At 58.6% G+C, this 26,808-nt stretch carries 20 protein-coding genes; 10 read left to right on the forward strand and 10 right to left on the reverse strand.

Annotated features, from left to right (window positions below; all coding sequences use genetic code 11):
- Nucleotides 1–10 precede the first annotated feature (10 nt).
- From EPK99_RS00660 to EPK99_RS00675, 4 genes are read right to left on the reverse strand one after another with little or no spacing between them, the layout of a single operon-like run.
- Nucleotides 11–1,678 carry a thiourocanate hydratase gene (locus tag EPK99_RS00660; RefSeq protein WP_128440715.1) on the reverse strand — a complete coding sequence of 556 codons (1,668 nt, stop codon included), beginning with the start codon at nucleotides 1,676–1,678 and terminating at the stop codon, nucleotides 11–13.
- Nucleotides 1,679–1,688: 10 nt separating this feature from the next.
- Nucleotides 1,689–2,777, reverse strand: a complete 1,089-nt coding sequence (locus tag EPK99_RS00665) for a thiohydantoin desulfurase (RefSeq protein WP_128440716.1) — start codon at nucleotides 2,775–2,777, stop codon at nucleotides 1,689–1,691.
- An 11-nt stretch (nucleotides 2,778–2,788) separates the two neighbouring features.
- Nucleotides 2,789–4,036, reverse strand: coding sequence for a Zn-dependent hydrolase (locus tag EPK99_RS00670; protein ID WP_128440717.1), 1,248 nt, complete (start codon nucleotides 4,034–4,036; stop codon nucleotides 2,789–2,791).
- Nucleotides 4,033–5,430 (reverse strand): dihydroorotase, encoded by a 1,398-nt coding sequence (locus EPK99_RS00675; RefSeq protein ID WP_128440718.1) that lies wholly within the window; start codon nucleotides 5,428–5,430, stop codon nucleotides 4,033–4,035. Before EPK99_RS00675 ends, EPK99_RS00670 begins: the two co-directional genes overlap by 4 nt.
- A gap of 143 nt (nucleotides 5,431–5,573) precedes the next feature.
- Here EPK99_RS00675 and EPK99_RS00680 point away from each other — a divergent pair, with 143 nt between their 5' ends.
- The 4 genes from EPK99_RS00680 (at nucleotide 5,574) to EPK99_RS00695 (ending at nucleotide 10,747) form a co-directional block, all read left to right on the forward strand.
- Entirely contained in the window at nucleotides 5,574–6,815 is a 1,242-nt protein-coding gene (locus tag EPK99_RS00680) for a LysR family transcriptional regulator (protein WP_128440719.1), read from the forward strand.
- 244 nt (nucleotides 6,816–7,059) lie between these two features.
- On the forward strand, nucleotides 7,060–8,316 hold the full coding sequence (locus tag EPK99_RS00685) for a glycosyltransferase family 4 protein (RefSeq protein WP_245455572.1): 1,257 nt from the start codon (nucleotides 7,060–7,062) through the stop codon (nucleotides 8,314–8,316).
- On the forward strand, nucleotides 8,313–9,593 hold the full coding sequence (locus tag EPK99_RS00690) for a glycosyltransferase family 4 protein (protein ID WP_128440720.1): 1,281 nt from the start codon (nucleotides 8,313–8,315) through the stop codon (nucleotides 9,591–9,593). Before EPK99_RS00685 ends, EPK99_RS00690 begins: the two co-directional genes overlap by 4 nt.
- Before the next feature lie 59 nt (nucleotides 9,594–9,652).
- Entirely contained in the window at nucleotides 9,653–10,747 is a 1,095-nt protein-coding gene (locus EPK99_RS00695; protein WP_245455574.1) for a glycosyltransferase, read from the forward strand.
- Here the strand turns inward: EPK99_RS00695 and EPK99_RS00700 are convergent.
- From EPK99_RS00700 to EPK99_RS00720, 5 genes are all read right to left on the reverse strand, one after another.
- Complete coding sequence (locus EPK99_RS00700; RefSeq protein WP_128440722.1) at nucleotides 10,729–11,337, reverse strand: LbetaH domain-containing protein; 609 nt, start codon at nucleotides 11,335–11,337, stop codon at nucleotides 10,729–10,731. The two genes, EPK99_RS00695 and EPK99_RS00700, sit on opposite strands and share 19 nt — an antisense overlap.
- A 3-nt stretch (nucleotides 11,338–11,340) precedes the next feature.
- A complete protein-coding gene (locus EPK99_RS00705; RefSeq protein ID WP_164901657.1) occupies nucleotides 11,341–12,615 on the reverse strand; it encodes a hypothetical protein in 1,275 nt (424 codons plus the stop codon).
- Nucleotides 12,612–13,334 carry a YdcF family protein gene (locus EPK99_RS00710; RefSeq protein ID WP_128440723.1) on the reverse strand — a complete coding sequence of 241 codons (723 nt, stop codon included), beginning with the start codon at nucleotides 13,332–13,334 and terminating at the stop codon, nucleotides 12,612–12,614. The genes EPK99_RS00705 and EPK99_RS00710 overlap by 4 nt, the downstream gene beginning before the upstream one ends.
- Entirely contained in the window at nucleotides 13,331–14,491 is a 1,161-nt protein-coding gene (locus EPK99_RS00715) for an MraY family glycosyltransferase (RefSeq protein ID WP_128440724.1), read from the reverse strand. Before EPK99_RS00715 ends, EPK99_RS00710 begins: the two co-directional genes overlap by 4 nt.
- Before the next feature lie 325 nt (nucleotides 14,492–14,816).
- The gene (locus EPK99_RS00720) at nucleotides 14,817–16,016 is read right to left on the reverse strand and encodes a glycosyltransferase family 4 protein (protein ID WP_128440725.1); all 1,200 of its coding nucleotides are present in this window, start codon (nucleotides 16,014–16,016) and stop codon (nucleotides 14,817–14,819) included.
- A gap of 283 nt (nucleotides 16,017–16,299) precedes the next feature.
- Between EPK99_RS00720 and EPK99_RS00725 the strand changes: the two genes are divergently transcribed.
- The 3 genes from EPK99_RS00725 to EPK99_RS00735 all read left to right on the forward strand — a co-directional run bounded on the left by EPK99_RS00725 (nucleotide 16,300) and on the right by EPK99_RS00735 (nucleotide 20,088).
- The gene (locus tag EPK99_RS00725; RefSeq protein WP_128440726.1) at nucleotides 16,300–17,508 is read left to right on the forward strand and encodes a polysaccharide pyruvyl transferase family protein; all 1,209 of its coding nucleotides are present in this window, start codon (nucleotides 16,300–16,302) and stop codon (nucleotides 17,506–17,508) included.
- 105 nt (nucleotides 17,509–17,613) lie between these two features.
- Nucleotides 17,614–19,095, forward strand: a complete 1,482-nt coding sequence (locus EPK99_RS00730) for an oligosaccharide flippase family protein (protein ID WP_128440727.1) — start codon at nucleotides 17,614–17,616, stop codon at nucleotides 19,093–19,095.
- Nucleotides 19,096–19,101: 6 nt separating this feature from the next.
- Complete coding sequence (locus EPK99_RS00735) at nucleotides 19,102–20,088, forward strand: glycosyltransferase (RefSeq protein WP_128440728.1); 987 nt, start codon at nucleotides 19,102–19,104, stop codon at nucleotides 20,086–20,088.
- 30 nt (nucleotides 20,089–20,118) lie between these two features.
- Here the strand turns inward: EPK99_RS00735 and EPK99_RS00740 are convergent, their stop codons facing one another.
- Nucleotides 20,119–22,350, reverse strand: coding sequence for a response regulator (locus EPK99_RS00740; RefSeq protein WP_128440729.1), 2,232 nt, complete (start codon nucleotides 22,348–22,350; stop codon nucleotides 20,119–20,121).
- 886 nt (nucleotides 22,351–23,236) lie between these two features.
- On the opposite strand from EPK99_RS00740, the gene EPK99_RS00745 reads away from it, so the two are divergent.
- From EPK99_RS00745 to EPK99_RS00755, 3 genes are all read left to right on the forward strand, one after another.
- The gene (locus EPK99_RS00745) at nucleotides 23,237–23,962 is read left to right on the forward strand and encodes a helix-turn-helix transcriptional regulator (protein WP_128440730.1); all 726 of its coding nucleotides are present in this window, start codon (nucleotides 23,237–23,239) and stop codon (nucleotides 23,960–23,962) included.
- A 222-nt stretch (nucleotides 23,963–24,184) separates the two neighbouring features.
- Nucleotides 24,185–25,576 (forward strand): glutamate-1-semialdehyde 2,1-aminomutase, encoded by a 1,392-nt coding sequence (locus tag EPK99_RS00750; RefSeq protein ID WP_128440731.1) that lies wholly within the window; start codon nucleotides 24,185–24,187, stop codon nucleotides 25,574–25,576.
- Nucleotides 25,577–25,710: 134 nt separating this feature from the next.
- Complete coding sequence (locus EPK99_RS00755) at nucleotides 25,711–26,787, forward strand: NAD-dependent epimerase/dehydratase family protein (RefSeq protein WP_128440732.1); 1,077 nt, start codon at nucleotides 25,711–25,713, stop codon at nucleotides 26,785–26,787.
- Nucleotides 26,788–26,808: the final 21 nt, after the last annotated feature.

A 26,808-nucleotide genomic window follows, 5' to 3' on the forward strand; every position in this document is an offset into this window, starting at 1 on the left:
CGGTTCCCTCTTACGAAGCATCCAGCTTGATATGCGGCACGCCATGCTCTTCAGCTGCCTCGATAGCCTCGTCATAGCCCGCATCCGCATAACGGATGATACCGAGCGAGGTATCGTTGGTGATCGCGTGGGCAATCCTCTCGGCCGCCGCTGCCGTTCCGTCCGCGACGATGGTTACCCCGGCGCTGGTCATATATCCCGCATACCCGCCGCCGCCGGAATGGATGACAACGAGATCGGCCATTGACGAACACATGGTCATGGCATTGATCAGCGGCCAGTCGGCGATTGCATCGGAGCCGTCCTTCATGTTCTCGGTCATGATATTGGGATGCGCCATGGCGCCGGCATCGAGATGGTCGCGGGAGAAGGCGACGGGGCCAGCTAGTTCGCCCTTTGCCACCAGTTCGTTGACGCCGAGCGCCAGTTGCGTCCGCTCGCCATGCCCGAGCCAGGCAATGCGTGCCGGCAGTCCCTCGAAAGGAATGTTTTCCCGGGCCAGCCTGATCCAGTTGGTAACGATATGGTTGTCCGGAAAAAGCTCCAGCACGAGATCGTCGATCCGGGCAATGTCGCTCTCTTCGCCGGATAGCGCCATCCAGCGGAATGGTCCGATGGCTCTCGCAAACAGCGGCCGCAGATAGGCTTCGGTGAAGATCGGAATATCGAAGGCATTGGCGACGCCGCCCTCCCTGGCCTGGGTGCGGATCAGGTTGCCGTTGTCGAAGACCTCGGCGCCCTTTTCCTGCAGCGTCAGCATGGCCCGGACATGATCGGCAATCGAGGCACGGCTGGCCGCCATCAACTGCCCCTGCCCTTCGGTACGCAGGCGGCGAACCTCCTCCAGGCTCATGCCCTTCGGCACATAACCATAGACCAGATCGTGCGCCGAGGTCTGGTCGGAGACGATATCAGGCACGGTGCCGCGCTTGACGATCTGCGGGTAGATATCGGCCGCATTGCCGACGAGGCCGATCGAGACGGCCCGTTTTTCGCTCACGGCCGCATCGATCATCTGGAGAGCCGTATCGAGATCCGGCGCCACCGCGTCGAGGAAGCCGATCGCCTTGCGCTTGGCGACGCGCTCCGGATCGATATCCACCACCAGGATCGCAGCACCAGCCATCCGGCCGGCAAGCGGCTGCGCGCCGCCCATTCCGCCAAGGCCCGCTGTCAATATGAAGCGACCTTCCAGCGATCCGCCGAAGCGCTTTTCGGCGATCCGCATGAAGATCTCGTAGGTGCCCTGAATGACGCCCTGGCTGCCGATATACTGCCAGGCGCCGGCCGTCAGACCACCCCAGCAGATCAGCCCCTTTTCCTGAAGCTCGTAGAAATATTCCGCCTTCGCCCATTGCCCGACGATATTGCAGTTCGCCATGATCACCAGCGGCGCCTTGTCATGGGTCTTGAGCAGCCCCACGGGCTTGCCCGACTGGATGATCAGCGTCTGGTCTTCGTCCATGCTCTTCAGCGTCCGGACGATCGCGTCATGCGCGGCCCAGTTGCGCGCCGCCTTGCCGAGTGCTGCGTAAACGATCAGGTTTTCCGGATCTTCGCCGACCGAGAGAACGTTTTCCAGAAGCCGCAACAGCGCTTCCTGCCGCCAGCCCTTAGCGCGCAACTCCAGGCCGCCAGGGATCGGGAAGTTCGGGTGACGTGGATTTGGCTTCGGCATCTTTATCTCCTCAGGCCAGCGCGTAATCCGCAATGCTGATGCCCAGCGCCTTTTCGCAGATCGGATAGACGGACGGGTCCTTGACGCTGGACGACAGCGGAATGAGCGTCTTCGGCACGTGCAGCAGGAAGATGCGCATGCCGACCTCGATCTGACCGACGCTCATCGGTTCGCCATCCGGCGAGAGCGTTGAGATGATGTCCGGGAAAGTTGCGAGACGATTTCCCCCAGCATCCTCCACCGCCATGTATTCGTTCATCAGATGAAGCGTGACAGCCTTGTCTCCATGCCCGAGTGTGATCGTGCCGATGTCGAAGGCTTCCTTGGTATAGACGACTGATTTGGCGGTCACCTCGGCTTCCGTCAGAATGGTGCCCCCCGTCGTCCTGACGATGGCGTCGATCACCGCGTGGCCGCCCTTGGCGTCCGCCTGAATAATGGCTTCGCCCAGCGTCAGTGCGAGACTGATGCCGCCGAGCGCCGCATTGCCACGCACATAGGATGCCCGCAGCGGATTGCGGCAGGAGGCGATGAAGCCGCCCGACATGTCGGCAGCCGTGCGCAGGATGGGCGAAATCTTGGCGGTCGCACCGCGCACCACCAGCTCGATGTAGCGGTTCTCCGAGCGGTTGCCGCCGACCGCCGTCTGGATCATCTGCTCGGGCGAGTTGGCCATGCCGATCGACCCCATGTCGCCGGTCGGATGCGCCCGCACGTCGCCCACCGCATCCAGCACCTTGGTGCCGAGAATGGCCGAAGGCAACCAGCCATTCAGCGTCGAGGATTTTCCGTTCTGGCCGATCATCAGGGCCGAGACCTGCTCGCCCAGCGCATCTTCCAAAAGCTGGACCGCCTTGACGTAATCCACGCCCTGCATCTCCCAGGGCGTGGTCGAGGCAGGGGCGCCGATGGCGGCTGCCGTCGCCACCCATTCCTCGTCTTCGAGCTCATCAATGGTGATGAGCTCGGGTCTGCCGATGCTGACCGCCGCATAGCCCAGCATCCGGCCATGATCGGCCCAGCCGCCGCCGCCGGCCGCGTAAACGGAGCCGCCGCGTACGGCTGCCTCCACATCCTTTTCGTTCAGAATGCGCCCCATCTGCCTGCTCCCTAGGTTTTATCGAGTTCCAGCACCGCCTCGTAAAGCACTGCAGCGCCCAGCGTGATGTCGTCGTTTTCCGACCATTCCTCGGCCGCATGGCTGCGGCCGTCCTTGCTGGCGATGAAGATCATCGCCGCCGGCGCCACCTTGGCAACGAAGGCGGCATCATGACCGGCACCAGACACCATCGGCCGGCTCGTTGCGCCGATGCGGGCAGCGCTCGCAGCCAGAATCTCCGTCACTTTGCCAGACATCGGCGTCGGTGGATTGTTGGAAACCCGGCGCGGCTCGGAAATCGTCACCGATCGCTTTGCTGCCGTCTGTTTCGTCAGCGTCGAAACTGCAATCACGAAATCGTCCATCACCTTAGGATCGACGCAACGCGCGTCGATCAGCATGCGCACATGCGACGGCACGACATTGGCGGCATTTGGCTCCATCGAGAACTCGCCGACGGTCGCCGCGAAATAGCTGGCCCCGTGCGAAAGCTCGGTCGCGATCCGCTCGATGCCGAGGACGAGGCATGAGGCGGCGGCCAGCGCATCGTATCGCGACCCCATCGGCGTGGTGCCGGCATGATCCGCCCGGCCCTCGACCAGGATTTCGACACGGGTGATCCCGGATATCGCGCCGACAATGCCGATATCGATCTTCCCCTTTTCGAGAATGGTGCCCTGCTCAATATGCAATTCGAGGAAGGCCTTGATATCGGTGCGGGCGACCTGGCTGGACGGATCGCCGCCGACGGAGCGGATGCCCTCGGCAAGATCGATCCTGCCTGCCTCGGTATCCGCCTGCCGATCCAGCCATTCGTCCGGGCGTACTCCAGTCATGCCGCGGCTCCCGATGCAGGAAACGCCGAAGATTGACACTTCCTCGGCCAGGAAATCGACGATCTCCAGGTCGTGCTCCAGCTCTATACCGGCATCGGCAAGTGCCCGCGCCACTTCAAGTGCTGCGATCACCCCGGCAATGCCGTCGAAGCGACCGCCATTCGGCACCGTATCCGTATGGGAGCCCAGCATGATCGTGCCCGTGCCCGACCGGCCCTTGCGGCGGCCGATCAAATTTCCTGCCGCGTCGATATGCGTCTCCAGACCGGCCTCACGAAAAATCTTTTCCACATAGGCGCGCCCCTTCAGGAACATCGGCGTGAAGGCTCGCCTCGTCCAGGGGCGGTCCGGCTCGGTAATTGCGGCCAGTGCATCAATGTCTGATGCGATACGATCCGCCCGCACAGTGAGGTTGCGGCTCATGCGGCAGCTCCATGCAGCGGCAGGGCGGGAAAAGGAAGGCTGATCGGCGGACGCACGAAGCGCCCATTGCCCGGCTCCGCCAGAACCGTCGTCCCGTCATAGGCAAGCTTGCCGCGCAGATAGGTGGCAGCCACCTTGTAGGGCAGTGTCATGCCATCATAGGGCGACCAGCCGACGACGTTATTGCCGGTCTTCAAAGCGTCGAAGACATGCTCTTCCGGCGTCAATACGGCGATATCGGCATGCTTGCCGACCTCCAGTGCTCCCTTGACATGATCGATGCGGAAATGCCGGGCTGGATTGAGCGCCATCAATTTGGCGCCCCAGCTGAGCGACACACCACGTTCCAGTGCGCCCTTGACGAACAGCGGCAGGATCGCCTCAAGCCCCGGCAGCCCGGACGCGTTGGCAAGCATGTCCGGGTTGGTCTTGCGGTCGAGGGACCAGCTGACATGGTCGGTGGATAGAAGCGTAACATTGCCCGCCGCCAGATGCCGCCAGAGCTTCTCCACCTCAGCCCGTGGCCGGATCGGCGGATTGCATTTGGACCGCCCGCCGAGCCGCTTGGCGTCCGTTTCGCTATCCAGTGTCAGATAGTGGATGAGGCATTCCACGGTCGCCTTGTGGCCCTGCGCGCGATAGCCGGCCGCAATTTCGTAGCCGCGGCCGAGCGAGCAATGCACCACATGGGCCGGGCAGCCGGTGGCCGCGCCAATCTCGTAAATCTCCGTCATCGCCAGAAGTTCTGTGAGCGCCGGACGCGACATTTCATGCGCGCGATAGTCGGTGATGCCCGACGCCTTCACCTGGTCCATGGCCCAGCGCACATATTCGTCGTTCTCGTTGTGGACGCCGGCGGCGAGCCCTGTCGGGGCAATTGCGGCAAAGCACTCGGCCATCAGAGGCGCGAAAATCCGCGGGAACCGCTTCGGATCGGTTCCGAAGGTGGAAAACTTGAAGGCGGAAACACCGGCCCCCACCTGCTCTGCAATGCGGTGCGCGCCTTCTTCGGGATTGACCGTGCCGTAAAGCGCGAAATCAACGCGCGCCTGCTCGCTCGCATGCGCGACCTTGCGGACGACCGCCTCCGCGGAGCAGACGAGGTCGCCCTCATCATAGGGCATGTCGACAATCGTCGTGACGCCGCCGGCGGCGGCCGTCCGTGTCGACCAGATGAAATCTTCCTGGTTCTTCTGCGACAGCGAATGCACCTGCGCGTCGATGACGCCGGGGAAGATGAGTGCCGCGCCGAGATCGTGCCGCTCCCTCGCGCTCGGCATAGCGCCCTGCCCCAGGGCCGCGACGAGACCATCGCGTACCGCGACGAAGCCTTGCGGCACGATCCGGTCTGGCAGCACCAGGGTTCCCTTCAGCACGAGATCGAAATCGGACACGCTCGTTCCCTCTTTTCCGTGGCTGCCTTGCGAACCTCAGGCACGATAGGCCGGTTTGCGAAGCGGTGGGATATCTCATATCGTGAACAAACTATCCCGTCGCACGTCCTGCCTAAAGGCCTAACCGTGGGTGTCGCATTGCCATGAACCTTTCAAGCCTGCTTATTGCCCATCGCGCGCTCTCGCTCGGCAGCATCCGGGAAACAGCGCGCCGTCTGAAGCGGCCAGCCGCCAGCGTTTCGTCCGCTTTGGGCAAGCTGCAGGCGCATCTGGCCGTTCCGCTCGTCACGACGGCTGGCAACCGCATCCTGCCTACGCTCGAAGGGCGCCGGATTGCACGCGAGCTATCCCGCATCGCCGACCTCGTCCTCCGACTTGCGGCGCTCCAACAAAGCGCCGATCCATCGGCTGGCGAGCAGGAGGCGGCACGCCTGTCGATTTCCCTGCTGGCGCTCTCTCGCTTTATCGTCGTTGCTCGTACGGGCAGTATTCGCAGCGCTGCGCTCGAAATCGGCATGGGACAGCCGCAGTTGACGCGCCAGATGAAGACGCTTGAAGCGGATATGGGTATCCGGCTTCTGCAAAGGGCGGCAGCGGGTGCAACACCCACCCCGGCTGGAGAGCAGTTTCTGAAGGTGAGCCAGGAAATAGAAAAGCTTTGGCTGCGATTGTCCGAGCCGGCCGGTGAGCGGTTCCGGCGTCTCACCATGCGCACCAATCTCGGCTCCGTCGCACCTCTCGGCCGAGAAAGCCTCGTTGCCCGCATACTGGCGCAGCTCGCCGCCCAGTGGCCGAAGCAGCAGCCGCGGAGCCCGCTCTATATCTCTAGCAGCAATGCCGAAGAGCTGCTGTCCGGTCTCAGCAGCAGGCTCTATGATGTCGTTCTTCTCGATACGCTGGACCTGCCCCCGGATATCGAGCACAGGGTCCTGTCGCGATCGGGCCTCTGCCTCGTCGGCGCGCGGGGCCTGGTGGCGCAACTGGATGCGCGTCCGCAGGATATTCTCATTGCCGCACCCATAGCGCTGCCCAGCCTCAAGAGCGGCTTGCGCCAGAAATTCTCGCTCTATGTGGAAGATGTGCTAACCGCAGAGGAACGTGCGGTTCTCGCTTTTACCGAGATCGATTCCATTCCGGTTATTGCCAATCTCGTTCTGGAGCATGGACACTTGGCGGTGTTGCCGGAATGGGCAACGATTGGCATGGAGCCTTCGCTGAGCGCCCTCCGACTGCCGTCAGCCTATGACATGCAGCTTTCGCTCGCCTGGAGAAAGACGGGAAATGCCGCAGCGACGGCGAGACTTGTGGAATCCATTCTGGCGGCCGCCGGCCTTGTCGAGCCGGAGCCGGCAAGCCTTGCAGATCCCTCGCGCGCCCAACGGTAGAATTTTCGGCTTTTGCCCGCATAGGCACGGTGGCCACCTCTCTTGGCGGTCGGTCAGGGGACAGTCGCAATGAAGCTTCTCCTATTGGAGGAACAATCGAATAGGAGGTACGGCGACTACCGATCTATCCGGCGGTCTTCTAAGCCCGGGTGCACACTCCTAATCCATAGAGCCAGCTTGAGGACGTTTCATGCCTCGCTGACACTCCGATCCAAGGCCCTACCGGCTCGCGAGTAACCGCAACATGAAGATCGTCTTCGTCAATCGCTACTTCCACCCCGATCAATCGGCGACAAGCAGGGTTTTATCGTCGCTCGTCTTTTCGCTGGCCGAGCGCGGGCTGGACGTGTGGGCGCTCGCAAGCCGGGACATTCATAACAAGTCAGGCGTGCAACTCGCCCCCGAGGAAATGGTCAACGGCGTCAAGATCAGACGATTGGCCAGCGGAAAGTTCGGACGGCATAGCCTGTTGGGACGGAGCGTAGACTATGCTCTGTTCCACATCCTTGCCTTCTTCTGGTTGATGCGCAACGTCTCAGTCGGCGACATGGTCGTGGTCTGCACCGATCCGCCGCTTCTATCCGTCTCGACCAGCATCGCGCTTCGCATCAAGGGAGCAGTGATGACGAACTGGATCATGGACCTATTTCCGGAAACCGCGATCGAGCTTGGCTTCTTCAAGCATGCCCGATGGCTGGGACGATGGGTCGTCAAGGCCCGAAACTGGTCGCTTGGGGCGCCCGGGATCACTGTCTGCCCGACCGAGAAGATGGCTGAATACTTGATTCGGGAGGGCGTCTCTCCCGATCGTGTGACCGTGATGCACCACTGGTCCGATGGGGAGGAGATCTATCCGGTTGCTGCGAGCGAAAACGCCCTGAGGGTCAAGTGGGGTCTGCGTGACGCTTTCGTCGTCGGATATTCCGGCAATTTCGGACGAGCGCATGATTTCAACACCATCATTGAGGCGGCGCAACGTCTTCGCCATCGTTCCGATATCCGATTTCTTCTTATCGGCGGCGGTCATCAGCATTCTGCCGTAGTCGAAGCCGCCCGGAACCTCGATCTCGACAACCTGATTTTCAAGCCGTTGCAGCCCGCATCGGACCTGGCATCGAGCCTGAGCGTTGCCGACGTACATCTCGTCTCGCTCCTGCCGGAACTCGAGCATTGCATCATTCCAAGCAAATTCTATGGCATTCTCGCCGCCGGCCGGCCGACCATCTTCATCGGCGACCTCGATGGGGAAGTGCCGCGTGTACTGGCAGCCAAGGGTTGCGGGCGTGCCGTACCGATCGGCGGCGCGCAACAGCTCGCCGCCCTGATCGAGGACATGCAGCAGCACCCGGACGCCACCGCAGCAACAGGACAGGCCGCCAGACGGCTGATGACGGACGAGTATTCCCGAGAGCACGCAGCCGATGCCTGGTGCGCCTTGATTGCGCGGATGCAGGAAGCAGAGCGCCTCATACCTACCCTCGCCCAAGGTGCTCTACCATGAACAGATCTGTCGTCGTCAGCCAACTCGGCGCCCGCATGCACTATGCAGTTCCGCAAATACTCGCGTCGGCCGGAAGGCTGGCCCATTTCTATACCGATATCTGCGCAACGAAAGGCTGGCCCCGGATTGTCGGCTCTCTACCGAAAACTGTCTGCCCGGCTCCTGTCAGGCGTCTGGCGGGACGCCGCCCGGTGGGCGTGCCGCCCGAACTCACGACGGTCTTTTCCAACTTCGGACTGCGCTCCGTGCTTCGTCATATGCAGGCAAACGATCCCGTCAAGGAAACGTCTCATGCGGTTTGGGCCGGTGCGGCCTTTTCCGAGATGGTCGCGCGCAGCGGATTCCACGGTGCAGCCGGGCTCTACACCTTCAGCGGCGACGGGCTGGAGCAAATGCGGGCAGCCAAGCGACGCGGGCTCTGGACGGCCGTCGAGCAGATGATAGCCCCGCGAAACGTTGTGGAAATGCTTCTAGAGCAGGAAAGACAGCGCTTTCCGGCATGGGCGGGAGCCGCCTATGACAATCCCTATGCCAGGACATTCGCTAGCCGCGAAACATCGGAATGGGCCTTGGCTGATGTCATCCTCTGCCCCTCCGAATTCGTTCGCAGACACGTCATCGAGCAGGGCGGCGCAGCGGACCGCTGCGTTCTCGTGCCCTACGGTGTCAACCCACGCTTCAAGACGGATCGCCGGTCGCGCCTGCCGGGGCCTTTAAGAGTGCTGACTGTCGGCGAGGTGGGGCTGCGGAAAGGCTCTCCCTACGTCGCCGAGGCGGCAAGGCTCGTCGGCGCCGCTGCCCGGTTCAGAATGGTTGGGCGACCACGAATTCCGCAAGAAATAGCGCAGCAGATATCGCAATGGGTCGAGATCAGGGGTGCCATACCCCGGGCCCAGATGGCCGATGAATTCCTGTGGGCCGACGTCTTCCTCCTGCCTTCGATTTGCGAAGGCTCTGCAACCGCGGTTTATGAGGCACTTGCCGCCGGTTTGCCGGTCATCACCACGGAAAATACAGGAACCGTGGTTCGAGCAGGGGTGGAAGGCTTCATCGTCCCCGTCTGCGACGCCTCCGCCATCGCATTTGCGGTCGAGCAACTCGCCGCCAATGACGGATTGCGCATGTTGATGTCGGCGAACGCTTCGGCTCGCGCTGCCGACTATACCGTGGAAGCCTATGGAAAAAGACTTCTGGCAGCCCTGCCTCAGACAACGCCCATCGCGCACGATTCTGGATACGAAACCGCAAAACTGCTCGACCGGCAGGCCGTGCGATGAAAGTCGTTCACGTTATTTCATCGATCGATCCGCGAAACGGCGGATTGCAGGCTGTGGCCATGCGGATCGCTGCCGCGCAGGCTGCCCTTGGTCTCGACGTCCACATCGTCAGCTATGGCAGTCTGGCGGTCGAAGCGCAGGTCCGGGAGATCGCCAAGAACATACCGCATTTTTCGGAGGTTCATCTGCACCTGCTGCCGGAGCCCGACCGGTTGGAGAGCATTTTCTGCTCCCGCGGCCGCCGGCTGTTGCGTCAGGTGCTGAAGCAGGCATCCTTTGTTCATATCCACGGTGTGTGGGAGCCGTTCCTATTGTACGCGTCCAAAATCGCCAAGAACGGCAAGATCCCTTACTGCGTCTGCCCAGCGGGAATGCTCGACCACTGGAGCCTGGCGCAGAAGTCCCGGAAGAAGAGGCTCGCGCTGCGCTTGTGCTACAGGCGAATGTTGAACGATGCAGCCTTCCTTCATGTTCTCAATATCGACGAAGTGGCCGCCATCAAGCCGCTCAATTTCAGTTCCCCAAAACTGGTTATTCCGAACGGGGTCTTTGTGGAGGAATTCCACCCGCTTCCAGAGCGGGGACTTTTCAAGCAGAGATTGGCCCTCTCGCCGGACAGGCGTTACATCCTCTTTCTCTCCCGGCTGCACATCAAGAAGGGTACGGATATCCTGGCAATGGCCTTTGCGGCGATATGCGACATGTATCCCGACGTCGATCTTGTCATCGCCGGCCCGGATGGCGGTGCGGAAGACGACCTGATGTCCCTGGTCGAGAAGTTCGACATCCATCACCGCGTGCACATGATCGGCGCCATCTATGGCAGCGAGAAGATCGAAGCCATGGTCGATGCGGATTGCTTCTGCCTTCCAAGCCGTCAGGAGGGGTTCAGCATGGCCATAACCGAGGCGCTGGCCTGCGGGACGCCGGTGGTCATAACCGATCAATGTCATTTCCCCGAAGTCGCGACGGCCAATGCCGGCATCATCGTTCCCGTCGATCCGGTGGAGGTGGCCAAGGCCTTAGGCCTCGTTCTGAGCGATGCCTTGCGCGCCCGATCCATGGGCGAGAACGGCCGCAGACTGGTTCTCGACAATTTCACCTGGCCGGCGATCGCGGATGCGACCCTTCGAGGTTACCGCTTGAGCGCATAAGAGGCGCCAGCCTCAAGCCTTCGACGGCCGACCGCCCTTGCCGGGTTTCCGACATAGACAGTCCACGACTCCAGGGACTTCGCGGTAACACCTCGTGCTCCAAGCACCGCGCCCTCTCCCACCACTACACCCGGCCCGACGAAAGCTTCCGCAGCGATCCACGCATTTGCTGCGATGACGATAGGCTTTGCCACGAGTGGGAACGCGCTGTCCTGAATATCGTGAGAACCTGTACAGAGATGCGCCCGTTGCGACACGGACGCGAACTCGCCGATCGTGATCCGATCCACGTTATAGCAGATCACGCCCGGCCCCATGGACGAGAAGCGGTCCATGACGAGATGCTCAGGCCACCAGATAACGGCCTTGGCGTGGACGCTCGCCGTTGCGTCGAGACGCGCCCCGAAAGCACGAAGAAGGAAATTGCGCCAGCGTCGCAAGGGCGGAGGCGTCCAGGACGCCAGCAGTTTCCAGGTGAACATCCAGGCCAGACGCTTCAAGCGAAAGCGCAATGCAAAGGTCGGCCCGCCAAAGCGGGGCAGCGGCGTCGTTGTGTGTTGAAAGGTTGGGTCGTCGTATCTGGACAGCATATCTTATCCACCGGCCGCAACCATGGCAGATCCACTCCCATCACGGCTGCGGCCGCCGGCAGGAACGATTGCGAACGCCAGAACTGGCGCTGCGAACATGAGCATGTGCACCCAAACCATCAAAACCCAGTCGGTCTGATGGGAAACGGCGTGCATGGAAGGGATGATCGACAGAACATAAACGAATTGCGCGGCGAACTCGCCCTGGTTCGCAGTTACCCAGATCCGGCGAACGAAATAGGAAAGGAGGAAGAACTTCAATGCTCCGAAATACCAGAACGACTCGAAGGCATCCGTCATTCCCGTCTCGGTCGTCCCGACGATTGGGTTGTAATCGCGCGCCATGGCCGGCACCGGCAGCATAAGCGACTGCTTGACGTCCGTGCCGAGAAGCTGAGCCGGTATGAAATTGAAGACGAGCCGGTTCCAGTGGAATTTACCGTAATCGAACTGCAGCGTCGCCGCGGTATTGTTGATACGCAAAACGGCGTTGCGCATTTCGTCACCGCCGTCCCGCAATATTTTTTCGAGGTTTCCGACGAAGTCGATTTGCATAACGTCGTCCCATACGGGCGCATCGTTTGCTTTGGTTATAGCGCGATAATCGCCCATGCTGTTCATCGACAGCGTGCCTAGAAAAATGCTGACAATGATGAGCGCGCGCGGAACGGCCCATCCCTTGTAGAACCACCAGGCCAAGGCAAACACCATCACCAGTTCCACGGCTTCCGCTCGCTTGCCCGTAATGACGATACGGTCCAGGTAAAAGACCAGATCGAACGCCAGGATGATGACTGCCCACCAGGAAAAACGCCGGGCGAGGCAGAGTACGGCTATGGCCAAACCGTAGCTCAGGAGGCGGGAGAAGAAGATGTAGATGACCGGCACACCCGTCATCTGCACTGCAATGGTAAGTTCTCCGGGTAAGCGGCTGAGCTTGAAATAGAAATAGGCGCCGGCGAACGACAGAAGTGCTGCCACGATCAGCAATCGCCCCTCGTCGAAATCCAGGCGGAAGGATTGCAACGGCTTCGCGTTCGCTCTCCACCCCCACCAGCACATGAACAGGCACATCATCATGAAGATGGCTGTTCTGGCGAACGCGCCTTCGGGAAGGAATGTATCTGCAGCGAGACCCGGAATCTGCGGGAGGATAAAGCTGAAAGCGATGACACCTGTCAGAAACGGGAACTCAAATATCCGGCCACGTCGCATCATGCCCCAGATGAGAAGAAACAGAACGCTGCCGAACAGGGCAAAGACCAGGAAGCTGCTCACGGCGCACACCTTGCTTCTGCGGCCGCCGCTTGCGCGACTGCCGTGATCGGTACAGCCAATTCAGACATCAGCGATCTTAGGTCGTAGACAAGCGTCTTGGCGTATTCCTTGAAAATCTGAATGCCGTCGAACTCGAAAGCGAGCTTCCAATAGGATCGTGTCCGCTCCGCTGGCACAGAGATCCATCTGACTCCAGGCATGACCGAACGAAACCGCTTCATGGCGCGCTTGGAGTGATACCAGCTGGTGACGAGGATAGCGCATTGCACACCCATGGCGGCCAGTATTGGCTGCGAGAAAGATGCGTTCTCCCAGGTATTGGAGGATAAACATTCCGTCCGGATTGCCGCCGGCGTGACACCCTCTTCGATCATTGTCTGGCGGATCGAGCCGCAATCGCCATAACCGCTCACGAGCAGAGATGGAGCTCTCCCTTCCCGCCACAGGGACGCCGCCTCGGCCGCCCGCGGCGGCCCGTCGCCGCCTAGAACGACGATGACATCCGCTTTCCGCACTACGTCCCGTTGCGTCAATAGCGTGTCTGCGAGCACCAGGGCAATTGCATAAACCCATAACCCGACAAGCAAGATCGTCGCGAGGCAGATGGAAATCCTCATCGGCCGCCGGAGAGAGTTGTGCATTTTCAAGGAGGTTAGGTGCTCCCTTATCCGCACATCCGTACCAATGGACGAACGCAGCCCCGATTGGATCTTGTTCATGGGCTTGTCACATCCTTGGCGACCGGCTCTGCCGCCCTGGTGGAGAATGAGACATTGCCCATGAGATCGAATGAGGTCGCCGAGGCGCCAGACAGGCTCAAGCGCTTCCGGTGAAGCCAGACCTTTGACAGGTTGCCACTGATAGCCATGACAAACATCGTGTGGAGAGCGATCGGCACAAGCAGACCGATCGCCATGACCTCGCCCGGGATATTGGCGCGGATCCCGGCATAGCCTATCGCGCCACAGACCGCCGAAACCACCATCAAAGTGCCGGTCGTCGCCGCCGGAGTGAGACCTTGATCCAGCAGAAGGTGATGGAGATGCCAGCGATCGGCGGACATCGGGCTGCGGCGCGCCAGCAGCCGGCGGACGATCAGGCTCAATGTATCGGCCACGGGAAGGATCACAATCCAGACCAGTGCGGGAAACGACACCTCGACGCTCTGCGTGGCGAGCAGGAGGATGACGTAGGCGATGGTCGCACCAAGCGCGGTACTCCCGGCATCTCCGAGAAAAATACTTGCTCTGCTGCGCCAAGGGCTCCGCATATTGAACACCAGGAAGGCACAGAGGCATACTAGCAGTGTCTGAAGCGACAGGATAAGCTCCGGCATCTGCGCAAGGCCGGCCACGACAATCAACCAGATCAGGGTGACACTGGCGACCCCGCCGGCGAGGCCATCGACCCCGTCGATCATGTTCCAGGAATTCACGAGGCCGGCCACGAACAAGACGCCGATGAAAAAGAAAAGTGGCAGAAAGAATTGGGACTCGCCGGAAAACAGCACGCCGACGGACAAGGAACCGATGTCTGCGCCGCCGACGAGAGCAATGGCCATGGTTATCTGCATGATCAGGCGCCCGAAGGCTGGAAGCGGCCGGCGGTCATCGACTACGCCCATCAGCAAGATGACGAGCAACCCCAGCCAGAAATTCAGGCCCAACTCGTCCGGCCGTCTGACAGCGAAGGTCGCTATGGCAAAAGCGGAAAATATGGCGATCCCACCACAGAGGGGTACGGCGCCCTTATGCTGCTTTCGCACTGAATCGGGCCGATCCACCAGATGGAAGACAGTCGTGAGACGCCGAAGAACCATGAGCATCGAAACGCCCAATATGAATGTGGCAGTTGTGGTGATGAACAACGGAAGCATGGTAAAATCCCTCAAGGATGAGAGCGGGAGCGACCGCTAAAAAGCCGAATCTGCCTGGAAATACCCTAGAAAACCTCTGTCACAGGGGGTATCCGAGCAAATGGAGCAGTCCTCTCCGCCATAGGGCGGTGCATGCGGGTAGGAGAGTAAGGAAACCGGCCGGGTGGACGATTTCCATATCGAAAGGCGTAAGTGCGTCAGCTTGACAGCGCAGTGGTTCGAAGCCCGCAGAAGCCTCTATCAAGCCGTTTTGGCAGGGCTCCCATTGGGGATGCTTCCGCCGTCAGGCACTTGTCCTGCCGACAGGGGAGTAGCGATATTTGAATCACAATCGCTCACGGACGACCCGCAGCCAGTTCTTGAGCGGCAAGGGCACATAGGTTCGTAGACCAGGCCGCAATCCGCCCGGAATTGACCAGTTTTCCAAATCAAGAACGGGCGGCAGTTTCGGTCGTCCTGCCATTGCAGAGCTTATGATCGCCTGGTAGCTGTTAGCGATCTTCTCGATGCTGTACCGCTTGGGAATTGCCTCGCGTGCCGATTTTGACATACGCTCCAGAAGATCACGATCCGCATGAAGACGTGAAATGGCTTTGGCGGCCGCGCTGTAATTTCCGACTGGGAACAGGAAGCCGTTCTTTCCGTCGTCGACGACCATGTCAGTCACTCCCCTGATTTGAGAAACAACGGGGACACAGCCGCCGGCCATCGCTTCGATCAAGGTCATGCCCAACCCCTCGAAACGGGACGGCATGATCAACACATCATGTTCTGCCATAACTGCCGGTATCTCGGAAAGCGGAACAGCACCTGTATAATTTACGCGGCTGGCGTGCCCGGCAAGCCGGCGCTTGAGCTTGCCCATGTCGGGACCGTCTCCCACCACGGTCAGACCAACTGTCTCCGGCAAGCCGTCCATGATCTCCCTGAGCCACAAGACCCCCTTGGAAGAATCTTCGATACGCCCGGCAAAAAGAAGCTTTAGTTCCCCGTCCCGGTTTATCGTGCCCCGAGCGGTCTCGCTGAAGGCTGCAGTATCGACAGCATTGGGGATCGCGTAGGTGCGGTCGCTTTGGAAGCCATAGCGTTCGACAAGATCGGCACGGCACCTTTCCGATACGCAGATGGTGGCATGGGCGTAATCGCGGATCGATCTCGCTGCTGCATAAGTGCCGGGCGAGATATTGTGGACGACCATGATCCGCAGGATATCCTCCGGCAGATAGCGCACGATGTTCGTCTGCAGCCGGTCGCCGAGAACATTGACGATCACGCCGTCAAACCCTCCGTTGCGGATAGCGGCCGCCATTTTCCTGGCGCGGCCGCTTTCGCTTAGCGCCTCCGGCATGGGAACCAGCGTACCGAAGAACTGCTCCTCCCGCATCTCATACGGCAATTCATAGCCATCGGGACACCCGCCGAGCCATCGCAGGTCAATGCCATGTGCGGCAAGCCCAGTGTGAAGATGCTTGAATACCGAATAGGTGCCTCCCGTATGGGGCAGAACAAAATAGGCAAGTTTCATTGGGGTTCCCCTTCGGACCAATCGAGCTGATCCTGTGGCACGATGATCGACACCGCACCTCTGAGCCAGCGAAGGAGATAGTAGAAACCCCTAAGCTGCGAGGTAGTCGGATCGTAGGCGAGGCTGCATCGCCCGTTAGTCGGTAGAACCCGGCTCCTCAGTTCCTTTGAGGTATCTGCAGAGCCGGACAGCGAGATTTTGAGGCGCGGGCGAAACCGATAGATCTCGTCAGCGCGAATTGCCCGATTACGACCGGTCGCACTCGTACGGTGACGGAGCCAAGATGAAGATCAGCCTGCTCGGACAATTCGGCTCTGGAAATTCCGGCAACGACGGATCACTGGAGGCTATGCTTATCTGCTTGCGCCGGCTTAGGCCCGACGCCGAGCTGTTGTGCATATGCTCCAATCCGACGGTTGTTCGTAGCCAGTATAATATTCCATCTATCAGCGTCGGAGGACCGGCGCTGAGTAATTCCTGGATCAACGCCCTGGACCGGATGCTTGCAAGACTGCCGCGCCGGCTTGCCCTGCTCTATGGAGCACTCGCCCATTTCCAGATGGGGGATATAATGATCATTCCGGGCACGGGCATTCTGGACGATTTTCAGGAAAGGGCATTCGGATGGCCCTTTGTTATATTTTGCTGGTGCCTGGTTGCGCGTTTGCGCCAGACCAAAATCGCCTTCATCAGCATTGGTGCAGGACCGATAACAAACCGCTTGAGCCGGTGGTTTCTGCGCTCGGCAGCGAAGATGGCCTCCTACCGTTCCTATCGCGACGATTACTCGTTGCGTTACATGAAAACGATCGGCTTGGACGTATCCGGCGATCGTCGTTACCCAGACATTGCTTTCGATCTTCCCGTTCCTGCACCGGGTACTAAAGCCCATCCTGACAATCCGCTAAGGATTGGCGTCGGCATCATGCACTACCGCGGCTGGCAGAGCGAGCACCCACGTTCGGAGGCTATCTATCAGGAATACATCACCAAAATGTCCAGATTCGTGGCCTGGCTTCTCGATCAGGGCTACCATGTCAGCTTGCTTATGGGTGACGTAACGGACCGCAAAGCCTGCGACGATCTGGTTGCAATGCTTGCCCCGACGATAGCAAGCGAGGATGGCGCGCTGCTGGAGATCGGTTCCGCCCGCTCACTTCACGACATCATGGATCAGATGTCGACAGTCGATGCGGCGGTCGTGTCGCGTTACCACAATCTCGTCTGTGCCCTGAAGCTTGGTCGGCCAACCATATCTCTCGCTTACGCTCATAAGAATGACGACCTGATGAAGGACTTCCGACAGGACAAATTCTGTCGCCACATTGAGACCTTCCAGGTGGACGACCTGATCGACCTCCTGAAGAGCGCGCTTGCCGACCGCGAGCTCGTAAAGGAACAGATCGACTTCACTAACGGACGTTTGAAGGCTGAGCTTGGCGAACAACAGGAACTGTTGAAACGATCCCTGCTGTCAAGCAGCCCGACATGAACACCGTCGATCTCTCCTTAAAGCCTTCGCGGAACTCTTGCACGCGTCGGGCCCCAGTCGACGAGGCAAGGGAAGGGAACCAAGCTTGAACAGGAAAAGTACAGAATGAGCACGCCGCGCCGCGCCTTCATCATGTCGTCGATCGAGCAGTATCTGGCTATGGTCATCAATGTCAGCGTCATCGCTACCATGGCACGCATCCTAACGCCCGACGAAGTCGGGCACGCCGTGACTGGCATCGGCATCGGCGCTATTGCGCTGTCGTTGCGGGAATTCGTGACGCCGGAATTCCTGATCCAGAAGAAAGACATCGATCGACAGGATCTCAGCACCTCTTTTACCCTGCTCTCCGGCATTACCATTTTCGTGGGGCTGGCGGTGTTTGCAGTCTCCGGAGAAATCTCACGGCTGTACGGCTCACCGGAACTGGTGTTGTTCCTCTTGCTGTTTCTGCTGTCTGCTGTCGCTGAAACCATATCGCTTCCGGTCATCGCCGTGCTCAGGCGAAACATGTCCTTCGGCGCGCTCGCCAACATGCGCACTGTTGCCCTGATCGTCTATGCCGTCGTCACCATCACGCTGGGCTTTCTGGGTTTCGGGTTTGTCAGCTATGCCTGGGGTACGCTTGCCAATGCCATGGTGCTTGCCTGCATGACGGCTTACGCCGCACCCTACCCTATCTCGTCCATGTGCAGGATCAGCGTGGCAGGATGGCGGAATGTAGTGGCCTTCGGACGCTTCAAAGGGGCTTCCCAGGCCATCGACCGGATCTATGAGACCGTTCCGCAACTGATCCTCGGCAAGATCATCTCGATGTCCTCTGTCGGTCTCTATAATCGCGCCAACACAATCTGCTCCATTCCCGACCGGCTCATCATGTCGGCTTTCTATGCGATGGCATTTCCGGCCCTGGCGGCAGGCGTCCGAGACGGCCGTGACATAAAGCAGGCCTATCTCGATACGCTGAGCTATCTATCCGGCATATATTGGCCGGGCGTACTCCTCATCGCGCTGACGGCGGAGCCGATCGTCAATCTTGTTCTCGGACCCCAATGGCACGAAGCAATCCTGATCGTGCGGCTTCTTGCCGGAGCGGCCGTGTTCTGGTTCGCCGTTATCGGCATCAACCCATTGCTATTGGCTTTGGGGCAGAACCGGGATGCCTTCCTGTCCAGCTTTATCTGCCGCAGCATCGCTGCCGCTCTTCTCTGCACCGCAAGCCTTCACGGCATCTTGGCCATGGCGCTCAGCCAGTTCGTCGCCATGCCTGCGCAGATGATCATTTCCCTCTACTTCGCCAGGCGTCATCTCAGATTTACCTTTGCAGAACTCTGGGGCGCCATTGCGCCCAGCATGCTGGTCACCTCCTGCTCCATGGCAGGCCCGCTCGCAATGCTGGTTGCCAATCACGGGAACGCAGACACCAATCTGCCTCAGCTTGCCGCGACACTTGTTCTGGCGGCTGCAGGCTGGTTTCCCGGCCTCATGCTGGCCAACCATCCTTTATTGGTGGAGGTCCGGCTTGTCTTCAAGACGCTGCTGAGCCTCGCCCCATGGCTTCGCCGAAATTCCGCAACTACGGGGTGAAGGCACATGGCTGCAATCGATGTCGTGGTTCCCAATTATAATTACGGCAAATACCTGCGCACCTGCGTGGAAAGCGTTCTGAATCAGGCGGATGTCGCGATACGAGTGCTGATCATCGACAACGCATCGACAGATGACAGCCGAGATATCGCCCATTCTCTGGCACAGGATGAGCGCGTCGAGCTTATCCTGCGGGAGAGCAATGCCGGGACTCACGCCTCGTTCAACGAAGGCATAGATTGGGCGCAAAACGACTACTTTCTTTTGCTGTTTTCGGATGACTTTCTGGTTCCCGGCGCGCTGAAACGCGCAACCGATATCATGGAGCAAAACAGCGCAATTGCGTTTTGCTACGGCCGGGATGTCGCGGTCCATGGGGATGATCCGGTTCCGATCATGCCAGGGCGGACATCGCCCGTTGCATTCCGCCTTCACAAGAGCCGGGCCTTCATCGAGAGCTTTTGCCGGCGCGCGGTTTTCCAGATACCCGGTTCGTCGGTTGTTGTCCGGACTGAAGTCCAGAAGCGTGCAGGCCATTATCGCACGACACTTCCGCACAGCGATGACTATGAGATCTGGCTGCGGCTAGCCATGCTAGGGCCGGTCGCCGAACTCGACGCTGTCCAGGTCGGGCTTCGCACACACGACAGCAACCGCTCAAGGGAATTTGCGGCACGCCAGCTGGAGCACATTCTTCACACCGCGGCCGCGGCGGAAAGCTTCTTCAATCACGAAGGCGGAAGTCTGGAGGATTGTGGAGCCCTGAGGCGCCTTGCCCGCCAGGGTGTCGTCGGCCGAGCCTATTGGAGTGGGATCGCGCATCTGCTGCGCGGCGATATGGAAGCCATGCGTCTGCTGGGGTTCGCCATCCGCTCGTCACCAGTCTCGGCAGTCGTACCGCCTGTGAGCTATCTCATGAGCCGGCCAGACCTGGCAGGCCGGATCTCATCCTTCTTCGCCAATTCGGCTCGATCCAGACATATCGTCTTTTGAACAGTTGATCCGGGTCGCCGATCTCCGTCGTCACTCTTCGGCGGCGGCAACAAGCCTGAGTAACGCAGGCAAAGACGACGAACCTGTTCGGCGCATGATCGATGCACGGTGATTTTCAACGGTTCGCTGACTGAGCTTTATTTCGGCGGCAATGATCTTGTTGGGCTGGCCGAGGATGATGCGGTCGAGAATCTCGCGTTGTCTTGTCGTCAGCAGGGCCAGAGCCGCCCTTGCCGCTTCACGACGATCCGAGCGTTCCATCCTGTTGCGTGAGACCTCGAGGGCTTTCTGTACACTGGAAAAGATCTCTTCTGAGGAGAATGGCTTTTCGATGAAATCGACCGCGCCGTTCTTCATAGCCTCTACCGCCATCCCGACATCGCTATGACCCGTGATCACGATCACAGGCAGCTGATGCCCTTTCTCCCTCAAGAGACGCAGGAGTTCCAAGCCACTCATGCCTGGCAGATAAGCATCTACGATAAGGCAATTTTCTCGCGCTGAACTGTATTGTGCGAGATAGTCTTCAGCCGAGATATAAGTCTCTACCGACCATTCGGGCCCTTCGAACAGACTTCGGATGCTATCCCTGACCCCCTGCTCGTCATCGATGATCTGGATGCGGCGTCGAGACCCGCTAGTTGCCGCGCCGTTCGGCCGATCGCCAGGTGTCTTCCAATCTGGAAGATGCGCAGGCAACCCCTCAATTGCATTCACGAGTTCCGCGAAATTGACAGGCTTGTGGAGATAGGGGATTTTTTTGCTGACATATCTTCGAAGCGCGCTGCCCGATATCTCGCCGGTCAATATAAGTGCAGGCGCGGGGCGCCCAAGAACACGACGCACATCTTCGATTGCCGAGATACCGTCGAGTTCAGCCGACAGATTGAAATCCGCTAAGATGACATCGGGAGCGAATTTGGCGCCTTGAACGGCCTCCAGAGCTTCATCCGCATTGGCGGTCACCGTGACAATATAACTGAGTTGTTCCAGACCCATTTTCAAGAGTTCACGCATATCGATCTCGTCCTCGATCACGAGGATGGAGTTCACCGAGCCATTCCGCCGGCTTGCAGGGCGTTTCGCCGATTGAGGCAAACTCACCAGCGCGTGCCCTACGGCCGCACGTCGGATCTCCACGGAAAATGCCGATCCCTTTCCGGGTTGGGAGCGGACAGACACATTCAGTTCAAGCAGATCGCTTAGCCGTTTGACGATCGAAAGGCCTAGTCCAAGGCTGCGCTCCCGATTCCCGCCCAGGGCGTCAAGTCGGTGAAACTCATTGAAAACATTTTCAATCTGATCCTGGGGGATGCCGATGCCGGTATCCCATATCTCAAGACGGACAGTCGCACCGCGACGCCGGCAACCAACAAGGATTTTTCCACTAGGTGTGTATTTCAGCGCGTTCGAAAGCAAATTCCGAAGTATCTGCTCAAGAAGGCGTGGATCCGTTTCGACTGCAAGACTCGATGAGACGAGACACAACTCCAGCTTTTTGGCAGAGGCCTGAAAAGCAAATTCCGACAATAGCGGCGCGAGAAGATCCGCCAGAAGAAACATTTCAGGCCGGGGCCGAACCATTCCATCTTCGATCTGATTGATGTCCAGCACATTGTTGAGAATGCCGGACATGGAGTTGAGCGTTTCCTCCATGCGCTTGACGAGCGTATGCGACTGCTGGTCGGCAACGCTTTTTTCCAGCAGGTCCTGAAGCAGCTTCAACGTCTGCAAGGGTTGACGCAGATCATGGCTTGCAGCGGCCAAAAAATGTGATTTTGCCTGGCTCGCAAGCTCTGCAGATTGCCTTGCTGCTTCCCTGTCTTCGGCAATCTGCTTCTGCACGCTCATGTCGAGGAAGGTGACGACCACGCCTTCGATGCTGCCCGAGCCCTTCAGGTAAGGTTTGATCCGGCGGATATACCAGCTGCCGTTCCCAGCCGCGATCTCCTTGTCGATCGAGCCGCCGTCATTGATGACCGTTAGTGCATCCGCCTGTAGATCGCTATCCACCGTGAACTTGCTAAGATCGGAGAAGGGCCTGCCGACGTCTGAGGGTATTATATTGAAGAGCGTTCTCGTCGCAGGTGTGACGAATCGGATCTTCAGTTCCCGATCAAGAAAGAGTGTCGGCACATCACTGCTATTGAGAACGTTTTCCAAATCATTGGAGACAGCTTTTTGGCGTTCGAGGCTCTCAAGCAATTGAGCATTGAGCGCGGTTAGTTCATCATTGAGCCAATGCAATTCCTCTTTGGTCATAAGGAGATCCTCGACGTCGACCGACACTCCTCATTTCGAGGAAACGCTCAACCACGGAAGGTTGGACAGCGGCCCGGCGGAATGCCGGGCTGGATCTTTTCCAATCAATCCGGGTGATCGCGGTCTCGCCTGACAGCAAGTCCGCTTCTGTGTGTTGGGTTAAGATACTCACCTGGCAGAAACCAAACCGTCTATGGTTTGGTAACGTGGAGGCACCCGCTGCGCCCAACATCGTATCTGTTGGGATTGCATTTTCTGACGCCAGTCGGCTGAATCAGCGATTTGCGTCTATTCCTTCCCATCTCTTGGTCGGTAGACCGTCGCAACCGACAAGAGTTGCATTCATCGATGCCGTTACGTGACCGAGCCGCCTGAAGAGCATTGGGACTCATTTACAGATCTCAACGCCTGGTTTAATTCACACATCCCGTGGAATCTGTCATCTTTTAGATGATGAAGATCAAGATCCTGTCGTAATGAAGCGCCATCGTTTAGAAAGTTCCCTCGACAGGATAAACCGACGCATCAAACTTAGTTATATATCCCTAAGGCGTAGAGTGTTTACATTGATATTAAGCAATGTCATATCTATTTCAATACTAATGTTACACATACCTACTATGGCAGGGTTTCGAGGCGGTCGCGGATAAGATAATCCTTTATCCAACGAGAAATTTGCGTACTTTCCGATGCTTCCGTAGTCACAGTACTCCATTATGATACGTAGTCGGATAGAAGCGGCGGCACGGCCAATCGGATTGGCGAAGGTATAAGTACACCTACTGGTTTTGTAAACTTACGCGAACATTATTCCATGCGTGACCAAAGTTGCCTGCGACAATGAACCCAGAGACGGCAATGACGTCTTAGGTAATAGGGGGAAAGAATGGCAGTAGGAATAAGCAGTTACAACCCTAAGGCTAAGCTAGGCAGGCCGTTCAAACCGGTCATTTCCAAATTCGAAGACGTTAAGTCTGGAAAGCTGGCCATCATCGACAACCGCGCCTTGGATCGCGAGTGTCTGGCTCAGAGCCTGATCGCTCACGGCCTGGATCTGGATGTGGAGCAATTCCCGTCATTGGCGGCCTGGCGAAAAAGCTCAGACTCCAATTCCGCCGGCATTTTGATCAACATAGGAGGGAACGACATCAGCGACGAGCCGCTGAAGCGCGAGATCACAAGCTTGATCGTCGATTTCCCTGACCTCCCGATCGTCGTTCTTGCTGAAAGCCGCGACCTCCGGCAGGTTCTCCATGCTTTCGAAGCTGGTGTGCACGGTTTCATTTCGTCAGCGATCGGACTGTCGGTTTGCGTCAATGCCATAGCTTTGGCGCTGGCGGGCGGTGCATTTATCTCGGCGGAGAACCTGACGGATTTGCGGCATCTTCTCATGGTCGCCGCAAACAAGGAGCGTCGCAAGGCCGCTATATTCACCGAACGGGAGGCGGATGTCATCGACGCGCTGACCAAGGGAAAACCCAATAAAATCATAGCGTACGAGCTCAACCTTCGCGAAAGCACAGTCAAGGTTCATGTTCGCAACATCATGAAGAAGCTGAAGGCAAAGAATCGTACGGAGATCATCTTCAAGATATCCGGCCTGTTCAACTAGGGCATTCTGCGCGTCAAAAGCGGATTGATATTGAGGCCAGAGATTTCATCTGGTGGCTTTGCATTTCTCGTTTCCGCAAAACATGTTCGCCTCGACAAAGAGGCGTCACTTCGGCAGCTCCAGATAAGCCTATCGGCCAGCCTAATCTCCAAAAGGTGAAGTAAAGGCGCGCCTAGGGAATGCGATATCATTGCCTCCTGGATTGCGAGCAAAGGCTGTATCATGGAAGACCTCATCGAAAACTTCGAGTATTCCGACCGCTTGCGCGTATTCGCTCACCAGATGATTCCGGGCGGCTCCCATACCTACGCCAAAGGTGACGATCAATATCCGGTTCTTTCTCCAGGCTTCATAGCCAGCGGCTACGGCTGTCATGTGTGGGACGTCGATGGCAATGAATATATCGAATACGGGATGGGCAACCGCGCGGTTGGCCTCGGCCACGCCTATTCCCATGTGCTGAATGCCGTCCGAACGGAACTGGAGCACGGCTGCAATTTCACCCGGCCGGCGAAAATCGAAGTCGATTGCGCGGCGACCTTCCTGGACACGATCTCGTCGGCCGAAATGGTCAAATTCTGCAAGAACGGTTCCGATGCCACATCAGCAGCGATACGGCTCGCAAGAGCCGTGAGCGGCCGCGATCTTATTGCCCGCTGCAGCGATCACCCTTTCTTCTCGACCGACGACTGGTTCATCGGGACCACGGAAATGAACGCAGGCATTCCATCTGCGATCCAACAGCTGACGATCGGCTTCAGCTATAACGATCTCGACAGTGCGAAAAATATGTTTGCCCGCCATCCCGGTAAAATCGCAGCGGTTATTCTTGAGGCGTCCCGAGGGGAAAACCCCCAAGATGGCTTCCTTCACAAGCTGAAAAGGCTCTGCCATGAAAACGGAGCGCTCTTCATTCTCGACGAGATGATCACGGGCTTCAGATGGCATGTCGGCGGCGCCCAGAAAGCCTTTGACATCGTTCCGGACCTGTCTTGCTTCGGCAAAGCGCTGGGAAACGGATTCTCTATCTCCGCCCTTGCCGGCAAACGCGAGTTCATGGAAAGAGGCGGGATCGAGCAAAACGTCAATCCGCGCGTGTTTCTTCTTTCGACGACCCATGGCGCTGAGACACATGCCATGGCGGCAGCAATCGCCACCATGCACGTCTATCAGCAAGAACCGGTCATCGCCCACTTGGTGCGTCAGGGAACAAGCTTGAAAACGGCTATTGCCGAGATCGCCGCAGCGCACGGGCTCTCAAGCCATTTCGGCACGAGCGGATATCCCGCCTGCCTGAGCTATTTTACGCTGGATGCAGAAGGAAAACCGTCCCAGACGTTCCGCTCGCTGTTTCTTCAGGAAACCATTCGCCGAGGTCTTCTCGCCCCATCGCTCGTCGTCAGCTACACCCACAGCGATGAAGACATTGCCAAGACATTGGATGCGATCGACGGAGCGCTCGCGGTCTACAAGAAGGCATTGGAATACGGCGTCCACAACTATCTGGTCGGCAGGCCTTCGGACGTGGTTTTCCGACGTTTTAACGGTCCAAAGGAAGCAACGGAAGCATTCTCCCAGCGGGAAACGGTTCGCCGTGTCAGAGCAGAAACCTGAACGCTCATCCTAAAGCCGTATGACGGCTTCGATACTCTCCCCTCGCATATATTCACCGATCTTTTTCGTCGGTTCGCAGCGCTTCGGACCGCCGCTAGGCTAGCGCATCACACAAGTTTGGGAAGGAAGCGACAATGAAGGTCCTCGTCACCGGTCATCGGGGTTATATCGGCTCGGTCATGGTTTCTGTCCTAAGCAGAGCCGGCCATGAGGTTCACGGCTACGATTGTGAACTCTACCATCGCTGCGCCTACCTTCCCGGAGGGCCTATCCCGAATGTGCCCAGCGTCTTCAAAGATGTGAGGGATATCACTCAAGCGGATCTGGAAGGTTTCGACGCGGTCGTCCACTTAGCCGCCCTTTCCAACGATCCGCTAAGCAACCTCAACCCGGACATCACCTATGCAATCAACTACCATGGCAGCGTCCGCACCGCGATCGCAGCCAAGAAGGCTGGCGTAAAGCGATTTCTGTTTGCATCGTCCTGCAGCAATTATGGAGCGGCAGGAGAAGGACTGGTGAACGAGACCGCGGAACTGAAACCGGTTTCCGCCTACGGGATTTCGAAAGTGCTTGCAGAGCGTGAAATCTCGGGTCTCGCAGATGCCGAATTCTCTCCGGTCTACCTGCGGCCGGCAACGGCCTACGGACTCTCACCCATGCTTCGCTTCGACATCGTCCTCAACAATCTTACCGCCTGGGCCGTGACGGAAGGGCTTATTCTACTGAAGTCCGACGGTACGCCGTGGCGTCCGATCGTTCATATAGAAGACATTTCACGCGCTTTTCTGGCCGCCCTCGAGGCGCCGACGGATGTCGTGCACAACCAGGCCTTCAATGTCGGCCAGGATGCGCACAATTATCAGATCAAGGAGATCGCAGAGATCGTTGCGCGAACGGTTCCGGGTTGCCGGCTTCAATATGCCAGCGATGCCAGCCCGGACGCACGCTCCTATCGGGTCGATTTCGGAAAGATCGCACGGGCTCTTCCTTCGTTCAAACCGACATGGACAGCCGCCGCCGGCGCGCAGCAGCTCTATGAGGCCTATACGAGCGCCGGGCTCACTCTCACCGAATTTGAAGGACCGCGCTACCAGAGGATCGGTCAGATTCAGAAGCTAATCGCCGATGGCGAACTCGACCAAGATCTTCGGCGGCCCCAAATTTCGCAAAGCGAACCGCCGCGATATGCGTCTGCCCTATCCGTGTGAAAAAGCATGGACAGGAAAGAA

This window comes from Neorhizobium lilium, from assembly GCF_004053875.1.
Classification (GTDB): Bacteria; Pseudomonadota; Alphaproteobacteria; order Rhizobiales; family Rhizobiaceae; genus Neorhizobium; species Neorhizobium lilii.

Bases quoted from the DNA above. Each gene is read 5' to 3' on its own strand.
- EPK99_RS00725 (WP_128440726.1), top strand. From the start codon at position 16,300: ATGAAGATCAGCCTGCTCGGACAATTCGGCTCTGGAAATTCCGGCAAC.
- EPK99_RS00745 (WP_128440730.1), top strand. From the start codon at position 23,237: ATGGCAGTAGGAATAAGCAGTTACAACCCTAAGGCTAAGCTAGGCAGG.
- EPK99_RS00755 (WP_128440732.1), top strand. From the start codon at position 25,711: ATGAAGGTCCTCGTCACCGGTCATCGGGGTTATATCGGCTCGGTCATG.
- EPK99_RS00730 (WP_128440727.1), top strand. From the start codon at position 17,614: ATGAGCACGCCGCGCCGCGCCTTCATCATGTCGTCGATCGAGCAGTAT.
- EPK99_RS00700 (WP_128440722.1), bottom strand. From the start codon at position 11,337: ATGCTGTCCAGATACGACGACCCAACCTTTCAACACACAACGACGCCG.
- EPK99_RS00690 (WP_128440720.1), top strand. From the start codon at position 8,313: ATGAACAGATCTGTCGTCGTCAGCCAACTCGGCGCCCGCATGCACTAT.
- EPK99_RS00685 (WP_245455572.1), top strand. From the start codon at position 7,060: ATGAAGATCGTCTTCGTCAATCGCTACTTCCACCCCGATCAATCGGCG.
- EPK99_RS00720 (WP_128440725.1), bottom strand. From the start codon at position 16,016: ATGAAACTTGCCTATTTTGTTCTGCCCCATACGGGAGGCACCTATTCG.
- EPK99_RS00680 (WP_128440719.1), top strand. From the start codon at position 5,574: ATGAACCTTTCAAGCCTGCTTATTGCCCATCGCGCGCTCTCGCTCGGC.
- EPK99_RS00660 (WP_128440715.1), bottom strand. From the start codon at position 1,678: ATGCCGAAGCCAAATCCACGTCACCCGAACTTCCCGATCCCTGGCGGC.
- EPK99_RS00735 (WP_128440728.1), top strand. From the start codon at position 19,102: ATGGCTGCAATCGATGTCGTGGTTCCCAATTATAATTACGGCAAATAC.
- EPK99_RS00670 (WP_128440717.1), bottom strand. From the start codon at position 4,036: ATGAGCCGCAACCTCACTGTGCGGGCGGATCGTATCGCATCAGACATT.
- EPK99_RS00715 (WP_128440724.1), bottom strand. From the start codon at position 14,491: ATGCTTCCGTTGTTCATCACCACAACTGCCACATTCATATTGGGCGTT.
- EPK99_RS00665 (WP_128440716.1), bottom strand. From the start codon at position 2,777: ATGGGGCGCATTCTGAACGAAAAGGATGTGGAGGCAGCCGTACGCGGC.
- EPK99_RS00710 (WP_128440723.1), bottom strand. From the start codon at position 13,334: ATGAACAAGATCCAATCGGGGCTGCGTTCGTCCATTGGTACGGATGTG.
- EPK99_RS00695 (WP_245455574.1), top strand. From the start codon at position 9,653: ATGCGGATCGCTGCCGCGCAGGCTGCCCTTGGTCTCGACGTCCACATC.
- EPK99_RS00750 (WP_128440731.1), top strand. From the start codon at position 24,185: ATGGAAGACCTCATCGAAAACTTCGAGTATTCCGACCGCTTGCGCGTA.
- EPK99_RS00740 (WP_128440729.1), bottom strand. From the start codon at position 22,350: ATGACCAAAGAGGAATTGCATTGGCTCAATGATGAACTAACCGCGCTC.